This window comes from Mesorhizobium sp. M2E.F.Ca.ET.219.01.1.1, from assembly GCF_004016445.2.
Lineage (GTDB): Bacteria > Pseudomonadota > Alphaproteobacteria > Rhizobiales > Rhizobiaceae > Mesorhizobium.
Genome location: NZ_SADT02000002.1, coordinates 345,952 through 367,503 on the forward strand (window position 1 = coordinate 345,952; position 21,552 = coordinate 367,503).

The window sequence follows — 21,552 nt, forward strand, 5'->3', positions numbered from 1 at the left end:
AGGATACCTTAAACAGCATGCGTGACTTCCAGTTTCCCGGCCGCTCGCCGGTCCGCGCCACCGAGGCCATGGCCGCGACCTCGCATCCGCTCGCCACGCTTGCGGCCATCGACATGCTGCGCTCCGGCGGCAACGCCATGGATGCCGCGGTCTCCGCGGCCGCGGTGCAGGCCGTGGTCGAGCCGCAGTCGACCGGCATCGGCGGCGACTGCTTTGTGCTCTATTGCCCGAAGGGGCAGGGCGAGGTGATCGCCTTCAACGGCTCTGGTCGCGCACCCGCCGCCGCGACCGTCGACTGGTACAGAAACAAGGGATTCAGCGAACTGCCGCTGCATGGCCCGCACGCGGTCACCGTTCCAGGCGCCGTCGACGCCTGGTGCCGGCTGCTGGAAGACCACGGCCGCAAGGGCTTGGCCGACGCGCTCGCCCCGGCCATCCGTTACGCGGAAGAAGGCTATGTCGTGCACGACCGCGTCGCCTTCGACTGGCACGACCCCGAGACCGACCTGTCGGCGGACGAGGTTGCGACGCGCATCTTCCTGCCTGGCGGCAAGCCCCCCAAGGCGGGTGACATCCATCGCCAGCCGGAACTGGCGGAAACCTTGCGCATCATCGCCAGGAAAGGCCGCGCCGGCTTCTACGAAGGCGCGGTCGCGGACGATCTGGTCGGACGCCTTCGCGCGCTCGGCGGGCTGCACACGCTCGACGATTTCGCCGCCACCAGGGGCGATTACCGAACCCCGGTCAGCACCTCCTATCGCGGTCACGACATCCACCAGATGCCGCCGAACAACCAGGGCCTGACCGCGCTTCTGATGCTGAACGTGCTTTCGGGCTTCGACCTCGGCAAGCTCGATCCCGAGGGTGCCGAGCGTCTGCATCTGGAGATCGAGGCAGGGCGCCTCGCTTACCAGGATCGCGATGCGTTCTTCGCCGACCAGGATCACGTCGACGTGCCGGTCCAGGCGCTGCTTTCCAGCGCCTATGCCGACAGCTTGCGCGCCGCGATCGATCCCGAGCGCGCCATGACGCATCTGCCACGCCTCGATCTTCCGGGCAGCGATACGGTCTATATCAGCGTCGTCGACCGCGACCGCAACGCGGTGAGCTTCATCAACTCGACCTATTATTCCTTCGGCAGCGGCGTCGTCGGCCCGAAGACAGGCGTTGTGCTGCAGAACCGTGGTTCCAGTTTCCGCCTCGATCCGAAGCACCCGAATGCGATAGCCCCCGGCAAGCGGCCAATGCACACGATCATGCCCGGCATGATGACCAGGAACGGCCGCGCCGTGATGCCGTTCGGTGTGATGGGCGGCGGCTACCAGCCCTTCGGCCACGTGCATGTCGTGACCAACATGATCGACTTCGGCATGGACCCGCAGCAGGCGATTGACGCGGCGCGCGTCTTCTACAACCACGACGTCGTCGAGGCCGAGCGAAGCGTGCATCCCGATGCCGTCGAAGGCCTGCGCCAGCGTGGTCATCGTGTTGTGGAGCCCAATCACCCGTTGGGCGGCGGACAGGCGGTGCTCATCGATTGGGAAAAGGGCACGCTGACCGGCGCGTCCGATCCGCGCAAGGACGGGCTCGCGCTCGGATATTGAGCAACTGGACATCGGCCGATCGTTCGAAACATAGTCGAGAACCATGACTGGAACAGAAAAAATCGATCTCGCTTATCGCGTTGCCGCCGGCGCCGAAGATGCGCCGGCGATCCTGGCGCCCGACCGCGCAGCTCTTTCCCATGGCGGGCTGCGCCGGCTGATCCGCGATACCGTGGCGCGGCTCAATGCGCTGGGTATCGGCCGTGGCGATCGCGTCGCAATCGTCCTGCCGAATGGCCCGGAAATGGCGACGGCCTTCATCGCCGTGGCTGCGGCCGCCTCCACCGCTCCGCTCAATCCGGCCTACCGCGCCGACGAGCTCGATTTCTATCTGACCGATATCGGCGTCAAGGCGATCCTTGTCGGCAAGGACGAGCAGGGCCCTTCGGTCGAGGTTGCCAGACGCCTCGGCATCCCGGTGCTGCGCTTGGTCGTGCCCGAGAGCTCCCCGGCCGGTGTTTTCACGATCGAGGGCGAGCCGGTTGGATCACCGGTCTCGTCCGGCCTGGCCGAGGACGGCGACGTGGCGCTCCTTCTGCACACCTCCGGCACTACCTCGCGGCCGAAACTCGTGCCGCTGAGCCACGCCAATCTTGCCGCCTCGGCCAAGCATATAGGCGCCACGCTCGGCCTGACGCCGGCAGATCGCTGCCTCAACATCATGCCGTTGTTCCACATCCATGGCCTGATCGCGGCGGTGCTTTCCTCGCTCGCCGCCGGCGGCAGCGTCTTCTGCACGCCAGGCTTCAATGCGTTGCGTTTCTTCCAGTGGCTCTCCGAAGCCAAGCCCAGCTGGTATACAGCCGTGCCCACCATGCATCAGGCAATCCTGCCGCGCGCCGCTCGCAATCCCGAGCAACTGGCCGAGGCGAAATTGCGCTTCATCCGCTCGTCCTCGGCGTCATTGCCGGCGCAGGTCATGGCCGAGCTGGAGGCGACCTTCGGCTGTCCGGTGATCGAATCCTACGGCATGACCGAGGCCGCGCATCAGATGGCGTCCAATCGCCTGCCGCCCGGCCAGCGCAAGCCGGGCAGCGTCGGCGCGTCGGCCGGACCGGAAGTCGCCGTCATGGCGCCGGACGGGCGGTTGCTCAAAGCCGGCGAGATCGGCGAGATCGTCATTCGCGGCCCGAACGTCACCGCCGGCTATGAGAAGAACCCGGAGGCCAATGCCAGCGCCTTCGCCCATGGCTGGTTCCACACCGGCGACCAGGGCGTGCTCGACGAGGACAATTACCTGCGCGTCACCGGCCGGCTGAAGGAGATCATCAACCGCGGCGGCGAAAAGATCTCGCCGCTCGAGGTCGACGAGGTGCTGATGGATCATCCGGCGGTGGCGCAGGTCGTCACCTTCGCCATGCCGCATGACAAGCTCGGCGAAGAGGTGGCGTCCGCCGTCGTGCTGCGCGAAGGCCAGAGCGCCAGCGAGGCCGATATCCGTGGTTTTGCAGCGACGCGGCTCGCCGATTTCAAGGTGCCGCGCAGAGTCGTGATCCTGGACGAAATCCCGAAAGGCGCGACCGGCAAGCTGCAGCGCATCGGCCTCTCCGCGAAGCTCGGGCTCGGCTGATGCGCGTTACAGTCTTTGGCGCCGGCGCCATCGGTGGCTACCTCGCCGCCAAGCTGGCGATCGCCGGCTCGGTTGATCTGTCGATCGTGGCGCGGGGCGCGCATCTGGAGGCAATCAAGGCCGATGGGCTTCGCCTGGTCGAGGACGGCAACGAGACAGTCGCGCGGGTGAGGGCGGCTGCGCGCGCCGAGGACCTCGGCGTGCAGAACTATGTCGTGCTGGCGCTGAAGGCGCATTCGCTGGCGCCGGCCCTTGACCAGATAGCACCGCTGCTGGGCGAGGGGACAGCTGTCGTCACCATGCAGAACGGCGTGCCCTGGTGGTATTTCCACAAGGCGGGCGGCGCGCTCGAAGGCACCCGGCTCGATGCGGTCGATCCGGGCGGAGCGATCTGGGAGCGCATCGGGCCGGAGCGTGTGATCGGCTCCGTCGTCTATCCGGCCGTCGAGGTCGATGCGCCAGGCCTGATCCGCCATGTCGAAGGCACGCGCTTTTCGCTGGGCGAGCCTTCCGGCGAGAAGAGCGAGCGAGCCACCGCCTTGGCGCGCGAAATGGTCAAGGCCGGGCTGCAGGCGCCGGTGCGCGAGGACATCCGCTCGGAGATCTGGGTGAAGCTGTGGGGCAATCTCTCCTTCAATCCGATCTCGGCGCTGACCGGCAGCACGCTTGCGGCCATTGTCGCCGACGAAGCCACACGCGCCGTCGCCCGCGCCATGATGCTGGAAGCGCAGGCGATCGGCGAGCGTCTCGGCGTGCGCTTCCTCATCCCCGTCGATCGCCGTATCAAGGGCGCCGGCGATGTCGGCGAGCACAAGACCTCGATGCTGCAGGATCTCGAGCGCGGCCGCCCGATGGAGATCGACGCGCTGGTCACCTCGGTGCAGGAACTCGGCCGTCTGACCGGCCAGCCGACGCCGACCATCGACAGCGTGCTGGCGCTGGTGCGACGGCTGGCGATCGAGCGCGGGTGTTATTAGAGGAACGCCGGTCCTGAAGCTCCCTCACTCCGATAGCTCTAACTGCCACAATGAACAAAAACGGAACAAAAGGGTCTAGCTTGAATTGACTCCGCGAGGAACACTTTCCTATTTCGTAGGGCATGCCGGAGCCCAGCAGCAGATCCCGACGCGTCGTTCAGACACTGAGTCGAGCCCATGAAATCGGGCAGTTAATCCGCGTCCGGTGCATCAACTGCCACATTACCCATCACTACCTCCCCGGAGATCTCCTCAAGCTCATGGGGGACATTCCATTCTGGGACGTCGAGCGGCACATGCGGTGCGAGCGCTGCAAGCGGCGGGAGTTCGACGTGGACATTCTGCTGCCCAGCGCCGTCCAGGGCGTGAAGATACGCGTGAGGCGGCTCGTAGGGGTCCGTATGGTTCGGCGGGTGATCTGGCGAGACGAAAAAGATTGATAGACCATCTCCTCGCCGGGTCAGAGCCGGGTCAAAGTAATGACATTTGGTCACCCGCCGCATTCCCGGCATTTGGAAACTTGATCTGCGTGGCCGGCTTCTCGACAACCACCAAGGCGTCGTCGGGCGCTGTCCGCTGCATGTGCCGCGCTTCGGACCATGGGGCCGTGAGCCAGGTGTCCACCTCCTCGCGGGTGGTGAGGATCACCGGCATGGCCTTGTCGTGTATGGGCGCTATGAGGGCGTTCGGCTTGGTCGTAAGGAAGCCGTAAAGCTCGAAGTCTCCAGGCCCGTCCTTGACCCTGCGGACACCCTGCCAGCGCGTCCACATGCCAGCGAAGAAGAACAGGGGTCGGTCCCCGCTTCGCGCAAACCAGTAGTTCCGCTGTATGCCTGTCTCTGGGTCCTTGTCGTTGGGCGTGGGGCTCGGCTCCGCGAAGCTTGTGACGGGCACCACACAGCGGTTCTCCACGCCGACATATTGCTGCCAATGCCCATACTGCGGATTGCGGATGTTGGTGGTCCCGTAGTCCGCCTTGCCCTTCACCCGCTCTACCGGTGTAGGCATGCCCCAGAGCAGCTTGGCAAGCTCGCGTTGACCATCGGGGGCGTTACGGACCACTGCGCCGGGCATGTTGGGATAGACGTCTAGCGAGGGCTCAAGGTTGCCCATGATGTCCCGCATGGCGCGGGTCCACTCGCGAATGGCGTCCTGGCTGGTGGTGATGTTGTAGAGGTTGCACATGCCATAGGATGCCCCAGCGATCGCTCGCAATCCAGAAACAAAATATGACCGACGGACGCTGGCGAGAACTGGATCGTTAACCTCTCATGGCGCGGCATCGCCATCCTGACACGAATTGTCACCTGCGAAACGGCCCCGCAGTGGCAGGCGAACGATCGGTTCCTACTTGATGTCTGGTCCAACCCCTGGAGGGAATCATGAGCGCTGCCGACATTGCCAAGGATTTCACCGAACTGCTCAAACAGGGCGACAGCCACAGTGCCGCCGCGAAATACAATGCCGACGACATCGTCAGCTACGAGGCGATGGAAGGTCCGATGGCCGTCTGCAACGGCAAGGAGGCCGTCAAGCAGAAGAGCGAGTGGTGGGAAGCGAACCATGAGGTTCACGGTGGCTCGGTCGAGGGTCCCTATGTCAATGGCGACCAGTTCGCCTTGCGCTTCAGCTTCGACGTGACGCCCAAATCCACAGGCGAACGCGTCAAGATGGACGAGGTTGGCCTCTACACGGTCAAGAACGGCAAGATCAGCGAAGAGCGCTTCTACTACTGAGGCCGGATATTGCACGCGGCGGCCGGGCTCCGGCCGCTGCCCAGGCAAACCTCAAATCGTCTTCCCTTGGTCCGCAAGCTGGTCGGCTATTTTGCCCCAGCGGTCGAAAACCATAAAATGCGGGCCATTGCGAAACGCTGGCAAAGCGGGCAGGGCAGGCATAGGGTTTCGTCGGATTCGCAACCTCACCCGATAGAGGCCCGCCTTGACCATCACCATGTATGGCATCACCACCTGCGACACGATCAGGAAGGCGCGCGTCTGGCTGGAAAGCCACGGCGTGCCCTATCGTTTCCACGACTATCGGGCAGAGGGGATCGAAGCTGGCAAACTGAACGGCTGGGTCGGCAAGGTTGGTTGGGAAAAGCTGCTCAACAAGGGCAGCACGACTTTTCGCGAGCTGCCCGAGAAGGACAGGGAAGGACTCGACGAGAAGAAGGCGAAGAAGCTCATGCTCGCCAGGCCGACCATAATCAAGCGGCCGGTTCTGGAGGTGGGTGATCGGGTTTTGGTGGGGTTCAAGCCGGAGATTTATGCTGAGGCTGTCGGCGGAAAATAGGCTCGACTACTTAGGCCGCGTTCCTTCGCCCCCTCTCTGTCCTGCCGGACATCTCCCCCTCAAGGGGGGAGATTGGCAGCTTTGGCGACGGCGCTCGTCCGGCAACGTCTGCGAGTGGCAGCTTTGGCGAGGCGCTTGTCTTGCAACGTCGGCGATTGGCGAAAGCCGGCGTGATGGATGATCTCCCCCCTTGAGGGGGAGATGTCCGGCAGGACAGAGAGGGGGGCGAAGGAACGCGACGTCTCAATAACTATGCTTGGGCTCGCAAAAACTCCGCCAGCGCCACCGCATTGTTGTGCGCTTCGTCATGCGCGCTGTAGAGCAGCGTCACCTTGCCTTCGCGCAACAGGCCCCGCAGCTGCTCCACCGCGTCGCCATTCGAGTCAAGCTCCGCCCGATACCGCTTCCGAAACTCCGCCCAGCGCAGCGGCTCGTGCCCGAACCATTTGCGCAGATCGTCGCTCGGCGCGATCTCCTTCAGCCAGAGCGTTAGCGCGGCGTCCTTCTTGGCAATGCCGCGCGGCCAGATGCGGTCGACCAGCACTCGCTGGCCGTCGGCTTTCGCCGGCGGCTCATAGACACGCTTCACCGCAATGTCGAAGGCCATCACATCTCCACTGGCGAGGAGGTTATGCCCACTCGCCCTTGCGCATCACCGGCACGCGGCCGCCGTCCTTGGCGACACCGTCAATGTCGATCTTGTCGGAGCCGATCATCCAGTCGATGTGGATGAAGCTCTTGTTGCCGCCGCGCGCGGCGATCTCGTCCTGGCTGAGCGAGGCGCCGTTGACGAAGCACTTCGAATAGCACTGCCCGAGCGCGATATGGCAGGCGGCATTCTCGTCGAACAGCGTGTTGAAGAACAGCAGCCCGCTCTTCGAGATCGGCGAGGAATGCGGCACCAGCGCCACCTCGCCGAGGCGGCGCGCGCCCTCGTCGGTGTCGAGCACCTTCTTCAGCACGTCCTCGCCCTTCGAAGCCTTGGCCTCGACGATCCGGCCGCCTTCGAAGCGCACCGAGATCTCGTCGATCAGCGTGCCTTGGTAGGAGAGCGGCTTGGTCGAGGAGACGTGGCCCTCGACGCGCCTTGCATGGGGCGTGGTGAAGACTTCCTCGGTCGGGATGTTCGGATTGCAGATGACGCCGTTCTTCGCCGTCGAGGCGCCGCCCATCCATTCGTGACCATCCGCCAGGCCGACGGTGAGATCCGTGCCCGGTCCGGTGAAATGCAGCGCGTGGAAATGGTGCTCGTTCAGCCATTTCGTGCGTTCGGCCAAGGCGGCGTTGTGCGCCTTCCAGTTGCCGATCGGATCCTCGACGTCCACCCGGGAGGCCGAGAAGATCGCGTCCGCGAGCTTGGCCACCGCGACATCGTCGGTCTCGCCGGGAAACACCTGCTTTGCCCAGGCAAGCTCTGGGTAGGCCACGATGTTCCAGTTGATGTCGAAGCCGGTGATCTTCTCCAGCGCCGGCCGGTAGGCCATCGAGTTCGCCTTGTTGGCGCGCGCCACCTTGGCTGGATCCTGCGCGGAAAGCAGCGACGGATCATCGCCGCGCACCGCAAGCCGCGCCGCATTGTCGGAGAACGCCTTCGCCATGCCTTCATAGAGCCAGCCGGCGGCGCGGTCGAATCCGACATCGGCGCCGTAGCGGAAGCGCGCCAGTGTGATCTCGTCATCGTTGAAGATCGGCGTCACCAGCCCGGCGCCCGCCTTGTAGGCATGCTCGACGATGCGCCGCGTCAGCGGCAGCGCCGCGATCGAGGAGGTCAGCACCAGATCCTGTCCGGGCTGCAGCTGCAGCCCGACCTTGACGGCGACTTCCGCCAGCCTGTCGAGCTTCACCGGGTCGATGCTTGCCGAGACGCCGCGCGAATGTGTGGTCATGATCCTGCCTACCGTTATGTTGGGGTTCTCATCCTTACATAGACCGCTGCGGTTGGCCTTTCCACCGCGATCGACTGGGCCTGCTCTCAAGCATGACGGACCGCGTTATCGAAAAGTGCGCAGCTTTCATGCGGCGCTGTCGAGCGCCCGGAACTGCGCCATGGTCGCCTCGATCTCCTCGCGGATCCAGGCCTTGAAGTCGCGGACCTTGCGGCTTTCGCTCTTGGTGGTCGAGGTCACCAGCCAGTAGCCGAGCCCGCTCTCAGCCCTGATGCCGAAGGGCGCGACCAGTCTTCCGTCGGCCAGCGCGTCGGCGGTCAGCAACTGCCAGGCGAGCATCACGCCGTGGCCGGCGATCGCCGATTCCAGGCAAAGCATCGGATCGGTGAAGCGCGCGCCCTTCTGGAAGGTCACCGGCTCGACGCCGGCCGCCTCGAACCAGCTGTCCCAGCTGAACATCGCCCGCTCGTCGGTGATGGCGCAGGTCTGCGCCAGATCCTCGATCGAGTGCAGCCTGGCCGCGATCGATGGTGCGCAGACCGGAAACACTTCCTGGGCAAGCAGAAGCTCGGCGCGCCCGCCCGGCCATTCGCCGTCGCCAAGCCGGATGGCGATATCGATGTCGGAGCGGTCGAGATCGGCGATCCTGGCCGAGGCGTCGATGCGCAAAAGCACATTCGGATGCCGCGTGAAGTGTCGCGACAGCCGGGGCAGCAGCCATTTCGAGGCGAAGGCCGGCGCCACCGAGACGACCAGCGTGCACTCGTTGGCCTCGTCGGCCAGCGCCACGGCTTGCGCAAGTTCGCGGAAGCCGGCGCTCAGCCGTGCTGTGAAGGCGGCGCCGAACTCGGTCGGCACGAGCCCGCCCGGCGTGCGTTCGAACAGCGCCTGCCCCAGCTGCTTTTCGGTGCGCTTGACCTGCTGGCTGACGGCGCTGACCGAGACGTTCAGCTCCGCGGCTGCTGCCGCCAGCGATCCCAGCCGGGCGACGGTTTCCACGGCGCGCAGGCCGTTGAGATGGACGCGGTTCAGCATAGCCATTCAGTTTTTCTAAACTGCGCGGGCCGAAATCTCAATTGAAACACGGCGGCAAAAGCCAGAATTTGGCTGGACCAGCCTCAAGGCAGGAGCTTGTCCGATGAAGATTTTATCTTTGCTGAAAGGGTTTTCCGGCACCGAGGCGAGGCCGCGCGACGAGGAAGAAATCGCCCGCTGGGTCACCGATCCGCTGTCGCATCCCGTGCTCGACACCATGTCGGAGCGCGAGCTCGGCGACATGCCGTTCCGGCTGACCGCCGGCCGCACCGCATACGAAACGATGGGTGCGGCTGGCCGCTGAAGGTTGTTCGCCTATTCGGCGGCGCTGCCCCTCATCCGGCCGCTTCGCGGCCACCTTCTCCCCACGGGGGAGAAGAGGTGGCGCCGGCGCTGACAGGCTCCTCTCCCCGCCGGTGAGAGGTCAGCCGAGCGAAGCGGAGGCTGGGTGAGGGGGCGTCTACGTCCTGGCTGGCCCAACGCAAGCGCATTGTTTCGCGGGCGCACGCACTTATTGTGCGCCGCAATGAACGCCTCGCCATCTCCCTTGCGTCTCGCCTTTGCCGGCATGGTCGCGCTCGCCGTCGCCATGGGCATCGGCCGCTTCGTCTACACGCCGATCCTGCCCGGCATGATGGAGGCGTTGCATCTGACGCCGGCCGATGCCGGCTGGATCGCCTCCGCCAATTACCTTGGCTATCTCGTCGGTGCGCTGGCTGCCGCGGGCGGCTGGGCGCATGGCCGCGAGCGCATGCTGATGTTCGCCAGCCTCGCTGCCAGCGCCTTGCTTGCCGGTCTGATGGGTGTGAACGAGACGATGGCCGCCTTTCTCGTCATCCGTTTCCTCGCCGGCCTCGCCAGCGCTTTCGTCATGGTGTTCATGTCCTCGATCGTCTTCAGCCATCTCGCCGAAGCCGGCCGCGGCGATCTGCAGGCGCTGCATTTCGGCGGCGTCGGCCTGGGCATCGCGGCATCCTCGGCGCTGTTGGCGATCCTGGTCACCAAGCATGCCGACTGGAGCGCGGGCTGGCTCTGGTCGGGAGCGATCTCGCTGGCCGGCCTGCTTCTGGTCGCGCTGCTTGCCGGCTCCGCCAGGCCAGCCAATGGGGTTGCCGGCCGCGAGCCGGCGCTGCCCAGCGACAGGTCGTTGACCAAAATGATCGTCGCCTACGGGCTGTTCGGCTTCGGCTATGTGGTGACGGCGACGTTTCTGATCGCCATTGTCCGCCAAGGCGGCGGCAGCCGTGTCTTCGAGGCAAGCGTCTGGATGGTCGCCGGCCTCGCCGGCTTTCCGTCGACCTGGTTCTGGCAGAAGCTGGCCGGGCGGATCGGGCTCTATGCCGCCTATGCGGTCACCTGCCTGATCGAGGTGGTCGGCGTCACCGCCAGCGTCGTCGTCAAGGGCGCTGCCGGACCGCTGATCGCCGGCGTCCTGCTCGGCGGCACCTTCATCGCCATCACGGCGCTAGGCATACAGATTGGCAGGCAACTCGCGCCGCAGGCGCCGCGCCGTATCTTCGCATTGATGACGGCGGCCTTCGGTCTTGGCCAGATCGTCGGCCCGATCGCCGCTGGCCTGCTTGCCCAGGCGTCTGGCAATTATATCCTGGCTTCGATCATGGCGGCGGCGGCGCTGCTCGCCTCCGGGGTGATTGCCTGGGCGGCCGCGCCAAAATCGCCATGATTTGCGGCCTTGTTCGATGCCGGGCATCGGGCAGGGCATTTTCTTTCCCGCTAATGTGTGACCTTATGCCCGCCGAACAGCAACGCCGCTGATTTGCGGTCAGACCGAGGAAACCCGCCACAGTGTTCGTATCTTTCTTCCCGCAGCCGAAGCTTTTCTTCACCTCGGCCGCCCTCTGGAGCCTTGCGGCGATCCTGTTCTGGTTTTTCGGCGGCGAGCAACTGGGCGCCGTCTTCGGCCTGCCGCCGGCGGCGGCGGGCACGCCGCCCATCATCGGCATCGCGGTGCTGTGGTCGAAGCCGTTCCTGTGGTTCTACATCTACTTCGTCGCGTGCGTGGCGATCTTCTACGCCTTCTGGAGCTGGTACGCCCCGCACCCCTGGCAGAACTGGTCGATCCTGATGACCGCCGTCATCCTGTTCTTCATCTATTTCAACGTTCAGGTCTCGGTCGCGGTCAACAATTGGTATGGCCCGTTCTTCGACTACGTTCAGGGCTTGATGTCGGGCACAGGCAAATCGACTGACTCGGAATTTTACATAGGATTGGCCGATTTTTCCTGGCTGGCGCTGGTCGGTATGAACGTGCAGGTGGTCAATGCTTTCATCGTCAGCCACTGGATCTTCCGCTGGCGCACTGCGATGAACGATTACTTCATGGCCAACTGGGGACGGCTGCGCCACATCGAGGGCGCCTCGCAGCGTATCCAGGAAGACACGATGCGCTTCTCGCAGATCATGGAAGATCTCGGTTCGACCTTCGTCCAGTCGATCATGACTCTGATCGCCTTTCTGCCGGTCTTGATTCAGCTGCAGGCCCACATCACCGAATTGCCGATCGTCGGCGCGATCCCGCAGCCGCTGGTCGTTGCCGCCTTGGGCTGGTGTCTGTTCGGGACGATCTCCGTCATGGTGGCGGGTCTCAAGTTGCCCGGCCTGCAGTTCCGCAACCAGCGGGTCGAGGCAGCCTATCGCAAGGAGCTCGTCTACGGCGAAGATCACGCCGACCGGGCTCAGCCGGCGACGACGAGCCAATTATTCGCCAATGTCCGCCGCAATTATTTCAAGCTCTATTTCCACTACATCTATTTCAACGTCGTTCGTTACACCTACCTGCAGGCCGACAACATCTTCTCGTTGCTCATCCTTGGGCCCTCGCTGGTTGCGCATAAGATCACGTTCGGCGCCCTGAATCAGATATCGAACGCGTTCGGGAAGGTGACGAATTCGCTGCAATTCCTGCTGAATTCCTGGTCGACGATTGTCGAACTGCAGTCGGTGCACAAACGCTTGCGAGCCTTCGAAGCGACGCTGCAGGGCGAGCAATTACCGATTATCGATCAGCACTATCTGGAACGCGAGCAAGCTGGCATGCGTCCCGAAGATCAGCCGGTAAGCTAAGGCGCGGCCAGTCCATTCAGCCGCCCACGCTCGCTTGCGCCTGGCTGGCGCGCTGGCGTGCGACATAATCGCGGAAACTGATGCACTCGACTTGCGACATCACGCAGACCTCGCCGGCGAATCGCTCCAGCGCGTTCCAGTAGGCGCCGCCGTTCATCGGCGTGAAGTGGAAGCCGAGTTCCAGCGGCAGGCGCTTGCCGTCGTACTGGGCGTCGAAGGCGGCCCGGAATGGCTGATAGGCGCGCTCGGTGAACTCGCCCGCCATCGCCGGTTTCTCGGCGCCGTCTGAATGGCGGACATAGAGATTGTAGTCCATGGCGACCACCGGCTTCGCCTTCGGCCCCTCCGGGATCAGCGGCAGGGCGAAACGGGTTGTGCCGTTCCGGGTCGGCGGCAGCTCCGGGCCGTTCGAGACGCCGCTCGCGTCATATTGGAAGCCGGCCTCGGGCAGCGCTTCGTAAAGCGCCCTGTCGGTCGAAAGATAGGGCGCGCGGAAACCGGTCACGGCATGACGGGCGAAATCGCGCCAGTCGCCCGGTTCGGGGATGCCGTTGATCGCATAGGCATTCTCGAAAATGCGCCGGACGGAGGCGAATTCGGCCAGCCAGTCGGCCTTGCTCCAATCCTTGCCGTCGAAATGGCCGCAGGCATGGCTGCCGATGTCGTGGCCCTCGGCCGCGGCCAGCCGGACCTGCTCCAGCCGGTCCGCGACGTCCTGTTTCGAGGCGCCGAAGCCGACATTGGATTTGCCGGCGGCCTTGCCGGGGCCGGCATACTCCTGCCGCGTTTCCGGCGAGAGCAGAAAGACGCAGGACAGGAAATAAGTGAAATGCGCGCCGGTGCGCTTTGCCAGCGCCCGGCTTCGCTGCCATTGCGAGATCTCGCGGGCGGCGTCGAACGAGATCAGCACGACCTGCTTGGGGCTGGCCGGCGAAACGGCTGGCGGTTTCGGCGGATCGGCGAAGGCCGCATTGGCTGAGGCAAGCGAAGCAAGACTATATGCAAGGACGCGGTACGAACGAAGCATTGGCAACTTTCTGGCGGGCCCCCCCCTCCGGCTGTTCGGAAGCCGGCTATCGCGCAAATGTGGCGCGGATGCGTTCGGCAAGTCCTGTGGGTGCCCGGCATTCCCAGCCGATTTTCCGGCCCGCCCCCTTCCATGCCGACAAAATTTCGCTAAAACGCGGGCTCAACAAGAAGCGCCGCGAAGGTTTGTGGCCGCAATGGTTATTGATTGATGTCGGACGACAGTTTTATCCGCGAAGTGAACGAAGAGATTCGTCGCGAGCAGGCGCAGGCGCTGTGGGACCGTTTTGGCCCGGCCATTCTGGGCATCGCCATCCTGATCGTGCTGGGAACGGCGGCCGTCGTCGGCTACCGCTACTGGGACGAGACCCGCGCGAACCGCTCGGGCGACGCCTTCTCGGCGGCCCTCAAGCTCGCCAATGACGGCAAGAACGACGAGGCGATCGCCGCGCTCGACCAGCTGGAGAAGGACGGCTACGGCGCCTATCCGCTGCTCGCCCGCATGCGCGCGGCGACCGTCAAGGCCGACAAGGGCGACGTCGACGGCGCGGTCAAGGATTTCGACGACGTCGCGGCCGACAGCGCCATTCCTGCCGGCATCCGCGACATGGCGCGGCTGAGGGCAGCTCTGCTGCTCGTCGACCACGGCTCTTACGCCGATGTCTCCAGCCGGGTCGAGGCACTCACAGCCGACACCAATCCGCTGCGCCATTCGGCGCGCGAGGCGCTCGGCCTTGCCGCCTGGAAGGACGGCAAGTCGGCCGATGCGCTCAAACTGTTCGACCAGATCTCTTCGGATGACGGTGCCCCGCGCAATGTGCGCCAGCGGGCGCAGCTGATGTCCGAGCTGATCCGCGGGTCGGGCAACGCGTCGTGACCTCGGATGGGCTTCAAAGTCGCCATCATCGGCCGGCCTAACGTCGGCAAATCGACTCTTTTCAATCGGCTGGTCGGAAAGAAGCTGGCGCTTGTCGACGACACGCCGGGCGTCACGCGCGACCGCCGCGTCCACGCGGCGAAACTCTACGACCTGCATTTCGATGTCATCGACACTGCCGGTTTCGAGGATGCGGCCGCCTCGACGCTGCCCGGCCGCATGCGCCAGCAGACCGAGATCGCCATTCGCGAGGCCGACCTCATCTTCTTCACGGTCGACGCTAAATCCGGCCTGATGCCCGACGACCGCACCTTCGCCGACGTCGTGCGCAAATCCGGCAAGCCGGTGGTTCTCGTCGCCAACAAGGCCGAGGCGCGCGGCGCGCAAGGGGGAATGCTTGAGGCCTGGGAGCTCGGCCTCGGCGAACCGATTCCGGTCTCGGCCGAGCACGGCCAGGGCATGCCCGATCTGCGCGACGCGGTGGTCGAAGCACTTGGCGAAGAGCGTGTCTTCGGCGAGGACGACGAGGAAGACAGCGGCGAGATCGCCGCCAGCGAGGTGCTGATCGGCGAGGACATCGCCGACCCCGACGCCGAAGCACCCTATGACGACACCAAGCCGCTGCGCATCGCCGTCGTCGGCCGCCCGAACGCCGGCAAGTCGACGCTGATCAACGCGCTGATCGGCGAAGAGCGGCTGCTCACCGGTCCGGAAGCCGGCATCACCCGCGATTCGATCTCGGTCGACTGGGACTGGCGCGGCCGCCGCATCAAGCTCTTCGACACCGCCGGCATGCGGCGCAAGTCGAAGGTGCAGGAGAAGCTGGAAAAGCTCTCTGTGCAGGACGGCCTGCGCGCCATCCGCTTCGCCGAGATCGTCATCATCGTGCTCGACGCCACCATCCCCTTCGAGAAGCAGGACCTCCAGATCGCCGACCTCATCATCCGCGAGGGCAGGGCGCCGGTCATCGCCTTCAACAAATGGGACCTGATCGACAATCCGCAGGAGCTTTTGTCCGAGCTGCGCGAGAAGACCGAGCGGCTGCTGCCGCAAGTGCGCGGCATCCAGGCGGTGACGGTCTCGGCCGAGACCGGCCGCGGCCTCGACAAGCTGATGGAAAGCGTCATCAAGACGCATAAGGTCTGGAACAGCCGCGTCTCCACCGGCAAGCTCAACCGCTGGCTGGAAGGCATCCTTGCGCACCACCCGCCGCCCGCCGTCGCCGGCCGCCGGCTGAAGATCAAATATGTCACCCAGGCAAAAACCCGGCCGCCGGGTTTCGTCGTCTCCTGCTCGCGGCCGGACGCGATGCCGCAATCCTATGTCCGCTACCTGACCAACAGCCTGCGCGAGGCTTTCGACATGCCCGGCGTGCCGATCCGTATGGCGCTGCGCACCTCGGACAATCCGTTTGCTGGCAGGGCGAAGAAGCGGTGATCTGCGGGACGTGACGCCAACGCAGGTCCCTCGCCATCCGCGGGCGACCCGGTTGGGGATTGCGGCCACGCAGAGTGGGGTAAGCTGTGATCCTTCGCGCCCCCCTCTGTCCTGCCGGACATCTCCCCCACAAGGGGGGAGATCAGCAGCTTCAGCGCCTCGCTCCTCTTGCAACGTTGGCGATTGGCGAAGGCCGGCGCGACAGCCAATCTCCCCCCAAGTGGGGGAGATGTCCGGCAGGACAGAGGGGGGCGCTGTCCCGCCAGCGTTGCAAGGCTTTAAGCGACCTTTGGCAAGCTCTCCTTGGCTAGCGCTCCCTCCGGCAGCGTCTCCAGCGCCGCCTGCAAAAGAATCTCCGCCAGCCGCGCCGCCACCGGGTCGAGCTCGGCGTCCTTCTGGTGCAGATGCAGCGCCATCATCGGCAGGGCCGGAAGCCCCAGAACCCCCGGCGCGATCGCCCTGACATTGGCGGGCAGGCCGATATCGGTGCGGATCGTCAGGCCGAGGCCCGCCGCCACCGCCGCCCAGATGCCGCCGAGGCTGGGACTGGAGAAGGCCATGCGCCAGGGCATGCCGGCGCGGTCGAGCGTTTCGGTCGCGACCGTGCGCAACAGGCACGGCGCCTCGAACACCACCAGCGGCAGCGGCTCGCCATTGCGCGGACCGGCCTCGATCGGCTTGGCCGGACCAATCCAGCGCGCCTGCACGTCGGCGACATGCCGGCTGTAGGGCAGGGTGGTGCCGTCGTGCCAGGCGAGCGCGATGTCGAGATTGCCTGACAGGACACGCTCGGCCAGGTCGTGGCTGCGTCCTATCCGTGCCTCGATGCGGACCTTGGGATGCGCACGGGCGAAGCGGCCGAGCACCTCGGGCAGCACGGCCTCGCCGAAATCCTCCTGCAGGCCGAGCCGCACCCAGCCTTCCAGCTCGACGTCGCGGATGGCCGCAGCCGCCTCGTCATTGAGCTCGACCAGCCGCCGCGCATAGCTAAGCATCGTCTCGCCGGCCTCGGTCAGCGCCAGGCCGCGCCCCGCCTTGCGGAAGATCGGCGTATCCGCCTGATCTTCCAGCTTCTTCAATTGCGCGCTGACGGCCGACGTCGAGCGTCCCAGCCGCTCGGCCGCCTTGGCGAAGCTGCCCAGTTCCATGCCGGTGACGAAGGTTCTGAGGACATCGAGATCGAATGTGACACGGCGCATCGTATAATCCCGTTTTTCAGGATCGTTGATCAAAAACTTCCTGATTTTATGGATGAAGCTATGGCGCTACATCCCATCCGTCAAGCCGGGTAACCGGCGCCACGGGAATGAACTCATGTCCGCCATCGTCACCAGAAACGACTGCCAGCCACCCGCCGCCGATATTGCGGTCCGCCGCGCCTTCGGCCCCAATCATCGCTGGAAGGTGCTGGGCATCGGTGTCGCCGCCAATGCCGGCTTCTCCGCCACCTTCTCCGGCATTCCGGCAACCGCGGTGCTGATGCGCCAGGGCTATCATCTCGACAATGCCTCGCTCGGCCTGGCGCTCGGCCTCCTTGGTCTCGGCGTGGCGCTCAGCGAACTGCCCTGGGGCGTGCTCACCGACCGCTGGGGCGACCGCCGCGTGCTCCTGACCGGGCTCGGCGCAACGGCGGCATGGCTTCTCATCATGGCGCTGCTCGTCGTGCCGGCGAAAATGGCCGTTCCCGGCGTCACGCTGCTCTCGGCGAGCCTGCTTGTCGCCGGCCTGCTCGGAGGCAGCGTCAACGGCTCCAGCGGCCGCGCCATCATGGGTTGGTTCGGCGACGGCGAGCGCGGCTTCGCCATGAGCATAAGGCAGACGGCGGTGCCGCTGGGCGGCGGGCTTGGCGCGCTCGTCCTGCCTTCGCTGGCGCTGGCCTTGGGCTTCACCGCGGTCTTCGGCCTGCTTGCCGCCGTCTCCGCGCTCTCGGCCTGTTTTGCCTGGCGCTGGCTGCACGAGCCACCGGTGGAACACAGCGCTCACGCTGCCTCCGCGGCAAGCGGCCCGGCGCCTTTGCGCAACATCGAGGTCTGGCGCATTTCGAGCGCCATTGGGCTGCTTTGCTTCCCGCAGGTCGCGGTGCTGACCTTCGCCTCGGTCTTCCTGCACGACTTTGCCGGCATGGGCACCTTGGTGACCAGCGCCAGCCTCGCCGCCGTGCAGACCGGCGCCATGGTGATGCGCGTCTGGAGCGGCCGCTTCACCGACCACCACGGTAACCGCCGACCGTTCCTGAAAGTCTGCAGCGCGCTGAGCGCATTTGCCTTCCTGGTGCTGTGGCTGCTGGTGACCGGCGCCGCCGCAATCCCCGCGCTGCTGCCGCTGCTTCCATTGGCGGTCGTCATCGCCGGCATTTCCGTCTCGGCCTGGCACGGCGTTGCCTACACCGAGCTTGCCACGCTTGCCGGCGCCGGCCATGTCGGCACGGCGCTCAGCCTTGCCAACAGTTTTGTGTTCATCGGCTTCTGTCTGGTGCCGATCGCCATTCCGTGGATTCTGGTGCTCTTTGCCTGGCCCGGTGTGTGGCTGGCGGCCGCGATCTGCGCGGCGCTCGCCTGGCCGATCTTCCTGCGCCAGCCCTGATTCCTGGCGGCCTCTGCCGTGAAAACCGGAAGCCGGTTTGCCTCCAACATGAAAAGAACACGATCGATGTCGTTAACCCCGCATCAAGGTTAATGCATCATTTTGGCTCTCCGGGGTCAGTAGCGTTCTGGAGAGTTCCGTGCATCGACGCGTTTCATTGCGGCTTGCCGCCGCCGCCGTTGCGAAAAAACGTTCCTTCCTTTCTCCTTTGGTGCTCGGGCTCGGCATGTGGATCGGCTTTCCGTCGGTCGTCGCCTATCAGGATATGACCAGCCTGATCACCGGTCTGGAAACGCCCAGCGCCCGCTGGAATGCCTATATCGAGAAATCCGCCGCCGGCTCGGTGCATGCCGCCGAAATGCCGTTCATCGATTCCACCGCCACCGGCTCGATCTCCGGCTCCGGCGTCAATCTGCCAGGCGTGGGCACCGTCGCCTTCCGTGGCAAGGGCAACGCCACGGGCGCCACGCCCGATGAGGATCGTGTGGTGCGCGCCGACAAGAAAGGCCGCCTCGTTCAGGTCTCGCCCGTCGCGCCGCCCAAGAATTTCAGCGCCGGCTCGATTTTCGAGCGCACCTCCTCGCTGCTGCGTCCGAGCATGGACAGCGGCCTGAAGCTCACTTTCGCCAAGCCCGGTATCAAGGGCAAGGAAGTGCAGATCGCCCAGGCCTTCCATCTGCGCGAGGACAAGAGGCCGGATCCGGATCTGCCGGCTGCCCTTGTCGCTCTCGTCAACAATGACAAGCCGGACATCCTCGCCACGGCCTATGCCCAGTCGGCGCCCGACTACGCCAAGGCTTCGCCTTTCGAGGCGCTGCTGCAGGACGATCCGAACGACGGCCGCTTCATCCCGCCGATGGGCAAGGGCGACCATGCCTGGCTGCAGAACCCTCTGCCGGCGAGCGTCTTTTCCAAGCCCGAGCAGGCCTGCCTTGCCAACGGCATTTATTTCGAGGCGCGCAGCGAGCCCGTCCGCGGCCAGGCGGCGGTCGCCCAGGTGATCCTGAACCGCGTCCGCAACCCGGCCTATCCAAAGACGATCTGCGGCGTCGTCTACCAGAACGACGACTGGTTCAATCGCTGCCAGTTCTCCTTTGCCTGCGACGGCCGGAAGAAGACCATCACCGACCAGGCTTCCTATAAGACCGCCCAGGAGGTCGCCATGGCGGTGACCGCCGGCAAGATCTTCATTCCTGAGGTCGGCTCCTCGACGCATTACTACGCCAACTACGTCCATCCCGGCTGGGCGCGCGCCATGCAGCGCATGACCAGGATCGGCCTCCACATCTTCTACCGTACCTATGGCGGCGGCTGGAGCTGAGCCGTCGCGCGGCTTGAACTGGACCCGCCTAAACGACGCCTCCGGCAATGCTCCCGGCGGCCCGCCGCGCGTGCCGATCGGTGCGGCTTGTCGCCAGGATTCGCGCCGTCACCTCACGCGGGCGTGAAGGGCACGATGTCGCACCTCAATAAATCATTGTTTTAACAGCGAAAAATACATCGCATGGAAGTTCGGCCCGTGGCTTGACGGGCGCGGACCCTCTAACTATGTTGCCGGCGACTTTAGAAGCGGACGGACGGCAATCGTCTGCCCGGGCAGGGGGGTTGCGATGGCCAACAAAACCGGGCCAGACGGAACCGGAGAAACCGGCCGCGGCAGGCAGCCAGAAGCCACCATCCGCGACGACGAACTTGAGCGCCGCCGGCGCGATCTCGAAGCATCGCTCGCGACGAGACGCACGGACCGGCTCGAGGGGAAAGACGAAGCGAAAGCTGCGGCCGGTTACGGTCAGGCGCTGAAACTGTCCAGCGAGTTCATCGCCGGAGTGGTGGTTGGTGTCGGCTTGGGCTGGATCATCGATCGCCTGGCGGGAACCGCGCCTTGGGGTCTGATCGTGGGCCTGTTGCTTGGCTTTGGCGCCGGTATACTCAATGTCCTGCGTTCGGCGGGGCTTGCACCGGAGTTCGGTCAGGGCGGCAAGCCGCGCGAGCCGAAAGAATGAAGTGGGCGCCTCCGCGCGCTGAGGTGAACTTAAGAAGCCGGTTGTGGCTTTGACGGGGATTTAAAGTGGCTGCTGCTGACAAGGTCGATCCGATCCACCAGTTCCAGATCCATCCGATCATCCCGCTGCATATCGGCGGCTACGACGTTTCGTTCACCAACTCCTCTCTGTTCATGGTCATCACGATCGTGCTGGCGTCGGCCTTCCTCTATTGGAGCACGGCCAGCCGCGCCTTGATCCCGGGGCGCCTGCAGTCGGTCTCCGAAATGGCCTATGAATTCGTCGGCAACATGCTGCGCGATGCTGCCGGCAAGCAGGGCATGCAGTTCTTTCCGCTGGTGTTTTCGCTGTTCATGTTCGTGCTGGTCGCCAATCTGATCGGCTTGTTCCCCTATTTCTTTACCGTCACCAGCCACCTCATCGTCACCTTCACGCTGGCAATCCTGGTCATCGGCACCGTCGTCGTCTACGGCTTCGCCAAGCACGGCTTCGGCTTCCTCAAGCTGTTCGTGCCGCATGGCGTGCCGGGCTATCTGCTGCCGCTGGTGGTAGCGATCGAAGTCATTTCCTTCGTCTCGCGTCCTATCAGCCTCTCGGTTCGTCTTTTCGCCAACATGCTGGCCGGGCACATCACGCTGAAAGTGTTCTCTGGCTTTGTTGTCAGCCTCAGCGCGCTGGGCGCCGTCGGCATTGCCGGTTCGATCCTGCCTTTAGCCATGGCCGTCGCGCTGACCGCCCTTGAGCTGCTGGTCGCCTTCCTGCAGGCCTATGTCTTCGCGGTGCTGACCTGCATGTATCTGAACGACGCGCTGCACCCGAGCCACTGATCGATTTTCACCGGCGTCTTGGCGCCAGCATACCCAACGTACCAACTGCAACGAACAAGCAAACCACAGGAGTTTTGAAATGGACGCAACTGCAGCAGCTGCTATCGGCGCTGGTATCGCCTGCATCGGCATGGGCGGCGCGGGCATCGGCCTCGGCAACATCTTCGGCAGCTACCTCTCGGGCGCGCTCCGCAACCCGTCGGCTGCCGATGGCCAGTTCGGCCGCCTGATCTTCGGCTTTGCCGTGACCGAGGCTCTGGGCATCTTCTCGCTCCTCATCGCGCTGCTGCTGGTGTTCACCAAGTAAGAAGCGCGCTGACAAAAGGGGCCGCATGGTGCGGCCCCGTA

Annotated in this window: 21 protein-coding genes; 15 read left to right on the forward strand and 6 right to left on the reverse strand. The window is 64.8% G+C overall.

Annotated features, from left to right (window positions below; genetic code table 11):
* Positions 1-17 precede the first annotated feature (17 nt).
* The 3 genes from ggt to EN862_RS12050 are packed head-to-tail and all read left to right on the forward strand — an operon-like array spanning position 18 to position 4,151.
* On the forward strand, positions 18-1,604 hold the full coding sequence (ggt, locus tag EN862_RS12040) for a gamma-glutamyltransferase (RefSeq protein WP_127866999.1): 1,587 nt from the start codon (positions 18-20) through the stop codon (positions 1,602-1,604).
* Between the two features lie 43 nt (positions 1,605-1,647).
* Complete coding sequence (locus EN862_RS12045; RefSeq protein ID WP_127867000.1) at positions 1,648-3,174, forward strand: acyl--CoA ligase; 1,527 nt, start codon at positions 1,648-1,650, stop codon at positions 3,172-3,174.
* Entirely contained in the window at positions 3,174-4,151 is a 978-nt protein-coding gene (locus tag EN862_RS12050; protein WP_127867001.1) for a 2-dehydropantoate 2-reductase, read from the forward strand. Before EN862_RS12045 ends, EN862_RS12050 begins: the two co-directional genes overlap by 1 nt.
* Positions 4,152-4,622: 471 nt before the next feature.
* On the opposite strand, the gene EN862_RS12060 is transcribed toward EN862_RS12050, so the two are convergent.
* On the reverse strand, positions 4,623-5,336 hold the full coding sequence (locus EN862_RS12060; RefSeq protein ID WP_127867003.1) for an SOS response-associated peptidase: 714 nt from the start codon (positions 5,334-5,336) through the stop codon (positions 4,623-4,625).
* A gap of 197 nt (positions 5,337-5,533) precedes the next feature.
* Between EN862_RS12060 and EN862_RS12065 the strand changes: the two genes are divergently transcribed.
* Positions 5,534-5,887 (forward strand): SnoaL-like domain-containing protein, encoded by a 354-nt coding sequence (locus tag EN862_RS12065; protein WP_127867004.1) that lies wholly within the window; start codon positions 5,534-5,536, stop codon positions 5,885-5,887.
* A 205-nt stretch (positions 5,888-6,092) separates the two neighbouring features.
* Positions 6,093-6,446 carry an ArsC family reductase gene (locus EN862_RS12070; protein WP_127867005.1) on the forward strand — a complete coding sequence of 118 codons (354 nt, stop codon included), beginning with the start codon at positions 6,093-6,095 and terminating at the stop codon, positions 6,444-6,446.
* 250 nt (positions 6,447-6,696) lie between these two features.
* Here EN862_RS12070 and EN862_RS12080 read toward each other — a convergent pair whose 3' ends face one another.
* From EN862_RS12080 to EN862_RS12090, 3 genes are all read right to left on the reverse strand, one after another.
* A complete protein-coding gene (locus tag EN862_RS12080; protein WP_127867006.1) occupies positions 6,697-7,053 on the reverse strand; it encodes a DUF488 domain-containing protein in 357 nt (118 codons plus the stop codon).
* Positions 7,054-7,075: 22 nt separating this feature from the next.
* Positions 7,076-8,332 (reverse strand): aminopeptidase, encoded by a 1,257-nt coding sequence (locus EN862_RS12085; RefSeq protein ID WP_127867007.1) that lies wholly within the window; start codon positions 8,330-8,332, stop codon positions 7,076-7,078.
* Positions 8,333-8,458: 126 nt separating this feature from the next.
* Complete coding sequence (locus tag EN862_RS12090) at positions 8,459-9,373, reverse strand: LysR substrate-binding domain-containing protein (RefSeq protein WP_127867008.1); 915 nt, start codon at positions 9,371-9,373, stop codon at positions 8,459-8,461.
* A 97-nt stretch (positions 9,374-9,470) separates the two neighbouring features.
* Here EN862_RS12090 and EN862_RS12095 point away from each other — a divergent pair, with 97 nt between their 5' ends.
* The 3 genes from EN862_RS12095 (at position 9,471) to sbmA (ending at position 12,451) form a co-directional block, all read left to right on the forward strand.
* Positions 9,471-9,671, forward strand: coding sequence for a hypothetical protein (locus tag EN862_RS12095; protein WP_127867009.1), 201 nt, complete (start codon positions 9,471-9,473; stop codon positions 9,669-9,671).
* Positions 9,672-9,893: 222 nt separating this feature from the next.
* Complete coding sequence (locus EN862_RS12100) at positions 9,894-11,051, forward strand: YbfB/YjiJ family MFS transporter (RefSeq protein WP_245519561.1); 1,158 nt, start codon at positions 9,894-9,896, stop codon at positions 11,049-11,051.
* 122 nt (positions 11,052-11,173) lie between these two features.
* Entirely contained in the window at positions 11,174-12,451 is a 1,278-nt protein-coding gene (sbmA, locus tag EN862_RS12105; RefSeq protein ID WP_127867010.1) for a peptide antibiotic transporter SbmA, read from the forward strand.
* 16 nt (positions 12,452-12,467) lie between these two features.
* Here sbmA and EN862_RS12110 read toward each other — a convergent pair whose 3' ends face one another.
* A complete protein-coding gene (locus EN862_RS12110; RefSeq protein WP_127867011.1) occupies positions 12,468-13,478 on the reverse strand; it encodes a polysaccharide deacetylase family protein in 1,011 nt (336 codons plus the stop codon).
* A gap of 210 nt (positions 13,479-13,688) precedes the next feature.
* Here EN862_RS12110 and EN862_RS12115 point away from each other — a divergent pair, with 210 nt between their 5' ends.
* Complete coding sequence (locus tag EN862_RS12115; RefSeq protein ID WP_127867012.1) at positions 13,689-14,354, forward strand: tetratricopeptide repeat protein; 666 nt, start codon at positions 13,689-13,691, stop codon at positions 14,352-14,354.
* A 6-nt stretch (positions 14,355-14,360) separates the two neighbouring features.
* Positions 14,361-15,791, forward strand: a complete 1,431-nt coding sequence (der, locus tag EN862_RS12120) for a ribosome biogenesis GTPase Der (RefSeq protein WP_127867013.1) — start codon at positions 14,361-14,363, stop codon at positions 15,789-15,791.
* A 278-nt stretch (positions 15,792-16,069) separates the two neighbouring features.
* Here der and EN862_RS12130 read toward each other — a convergent pair whose 3' ends face one another.
* Complete coding sequence (locus EN862_RS12130) at positions 16,070-16,990, reverse strand: LysR substrate-binding domain-containing protein (protein ID WP_127867014.1); 921 nt, start codon at positions 16,988-16,990, stop codon at positions 16,070-16,072.
* A gap of 115 nt (positions 16,991-17,105) precedes the next feature.
* On the opposite strand from EN862_RS12130, the gene EN862_RS12135 reads away from it, so the two are divergent.
* The 5 genes from EN862_RS12135 (at position 17,106) to EN862_RS12155 (ending at position 21,511) form a co-directional block, all read left to right on the forward strand.
* The gene (locus tag EN862_RS12135; RefSeq protein WP_127867015.1) at positions 17,106-18,374 is read left to right on the forward strand and encodes an MFS transporter; all 1,269 of its coding nucleotides are present in this window, start codon (positions 17,106-17,108) and stop codon (positions 18,372-18,374) included.
* 139 nt (positions 18,375-18,513) lie between these two features.
* Positions 18,514-19,695: a cell wall hydrolase gene (locus EN862_RS12140; protein WP_127867016.1), complete on the forward strand. Its 1,182-nt coding sequence runs from the start codon at positions 18,514-18,516 to the stop codon at positions 19,693-19,695.
* 289 nt (positions 19,696-19,984) lie between these two features.
* The gene (locus EN862_RS12145; RefSeq protein WP_042641414.1) at positions 19,985-20,377 is read left to right on the forward strand and encodes an AtpZ/AtpI family protein; all 393 of its coding nucleotides are present in this window, start codon (positions 19,985-19,987) and stop codon (positions 20,375-20,377) included.
* 65 nt (positions 20,378-20,442) lie between these two features.
* Positions 20,443-21,204 carry a F0F1 ATP synthase subunit A gene (locus EN862_RS12150; RefSeq protein ID WP_127867017.1) on the forward strand — a complete coding sequence of 254 codons (762 nt, stop codon included), beginning with the start codon at positions 20,443-20,445 and terminating at the stop codon, positions 21,202-21,204.
* Between the two features lie 79 nt (positions 21,205-21,283).
* Positions 21,284-21,511: a F0F1 ATP synthase subunit C gene (locus EN862_RS12155; protein ID WP_095816382.1), complete on the forward strand. Its 228-nt coding sequence runs from the start codon at positions 21,284-21,286 to the stop codon at positions 21,509-21,511.
* Positions 21,512-21,552 lie beyond the last annotated feature (41 nt).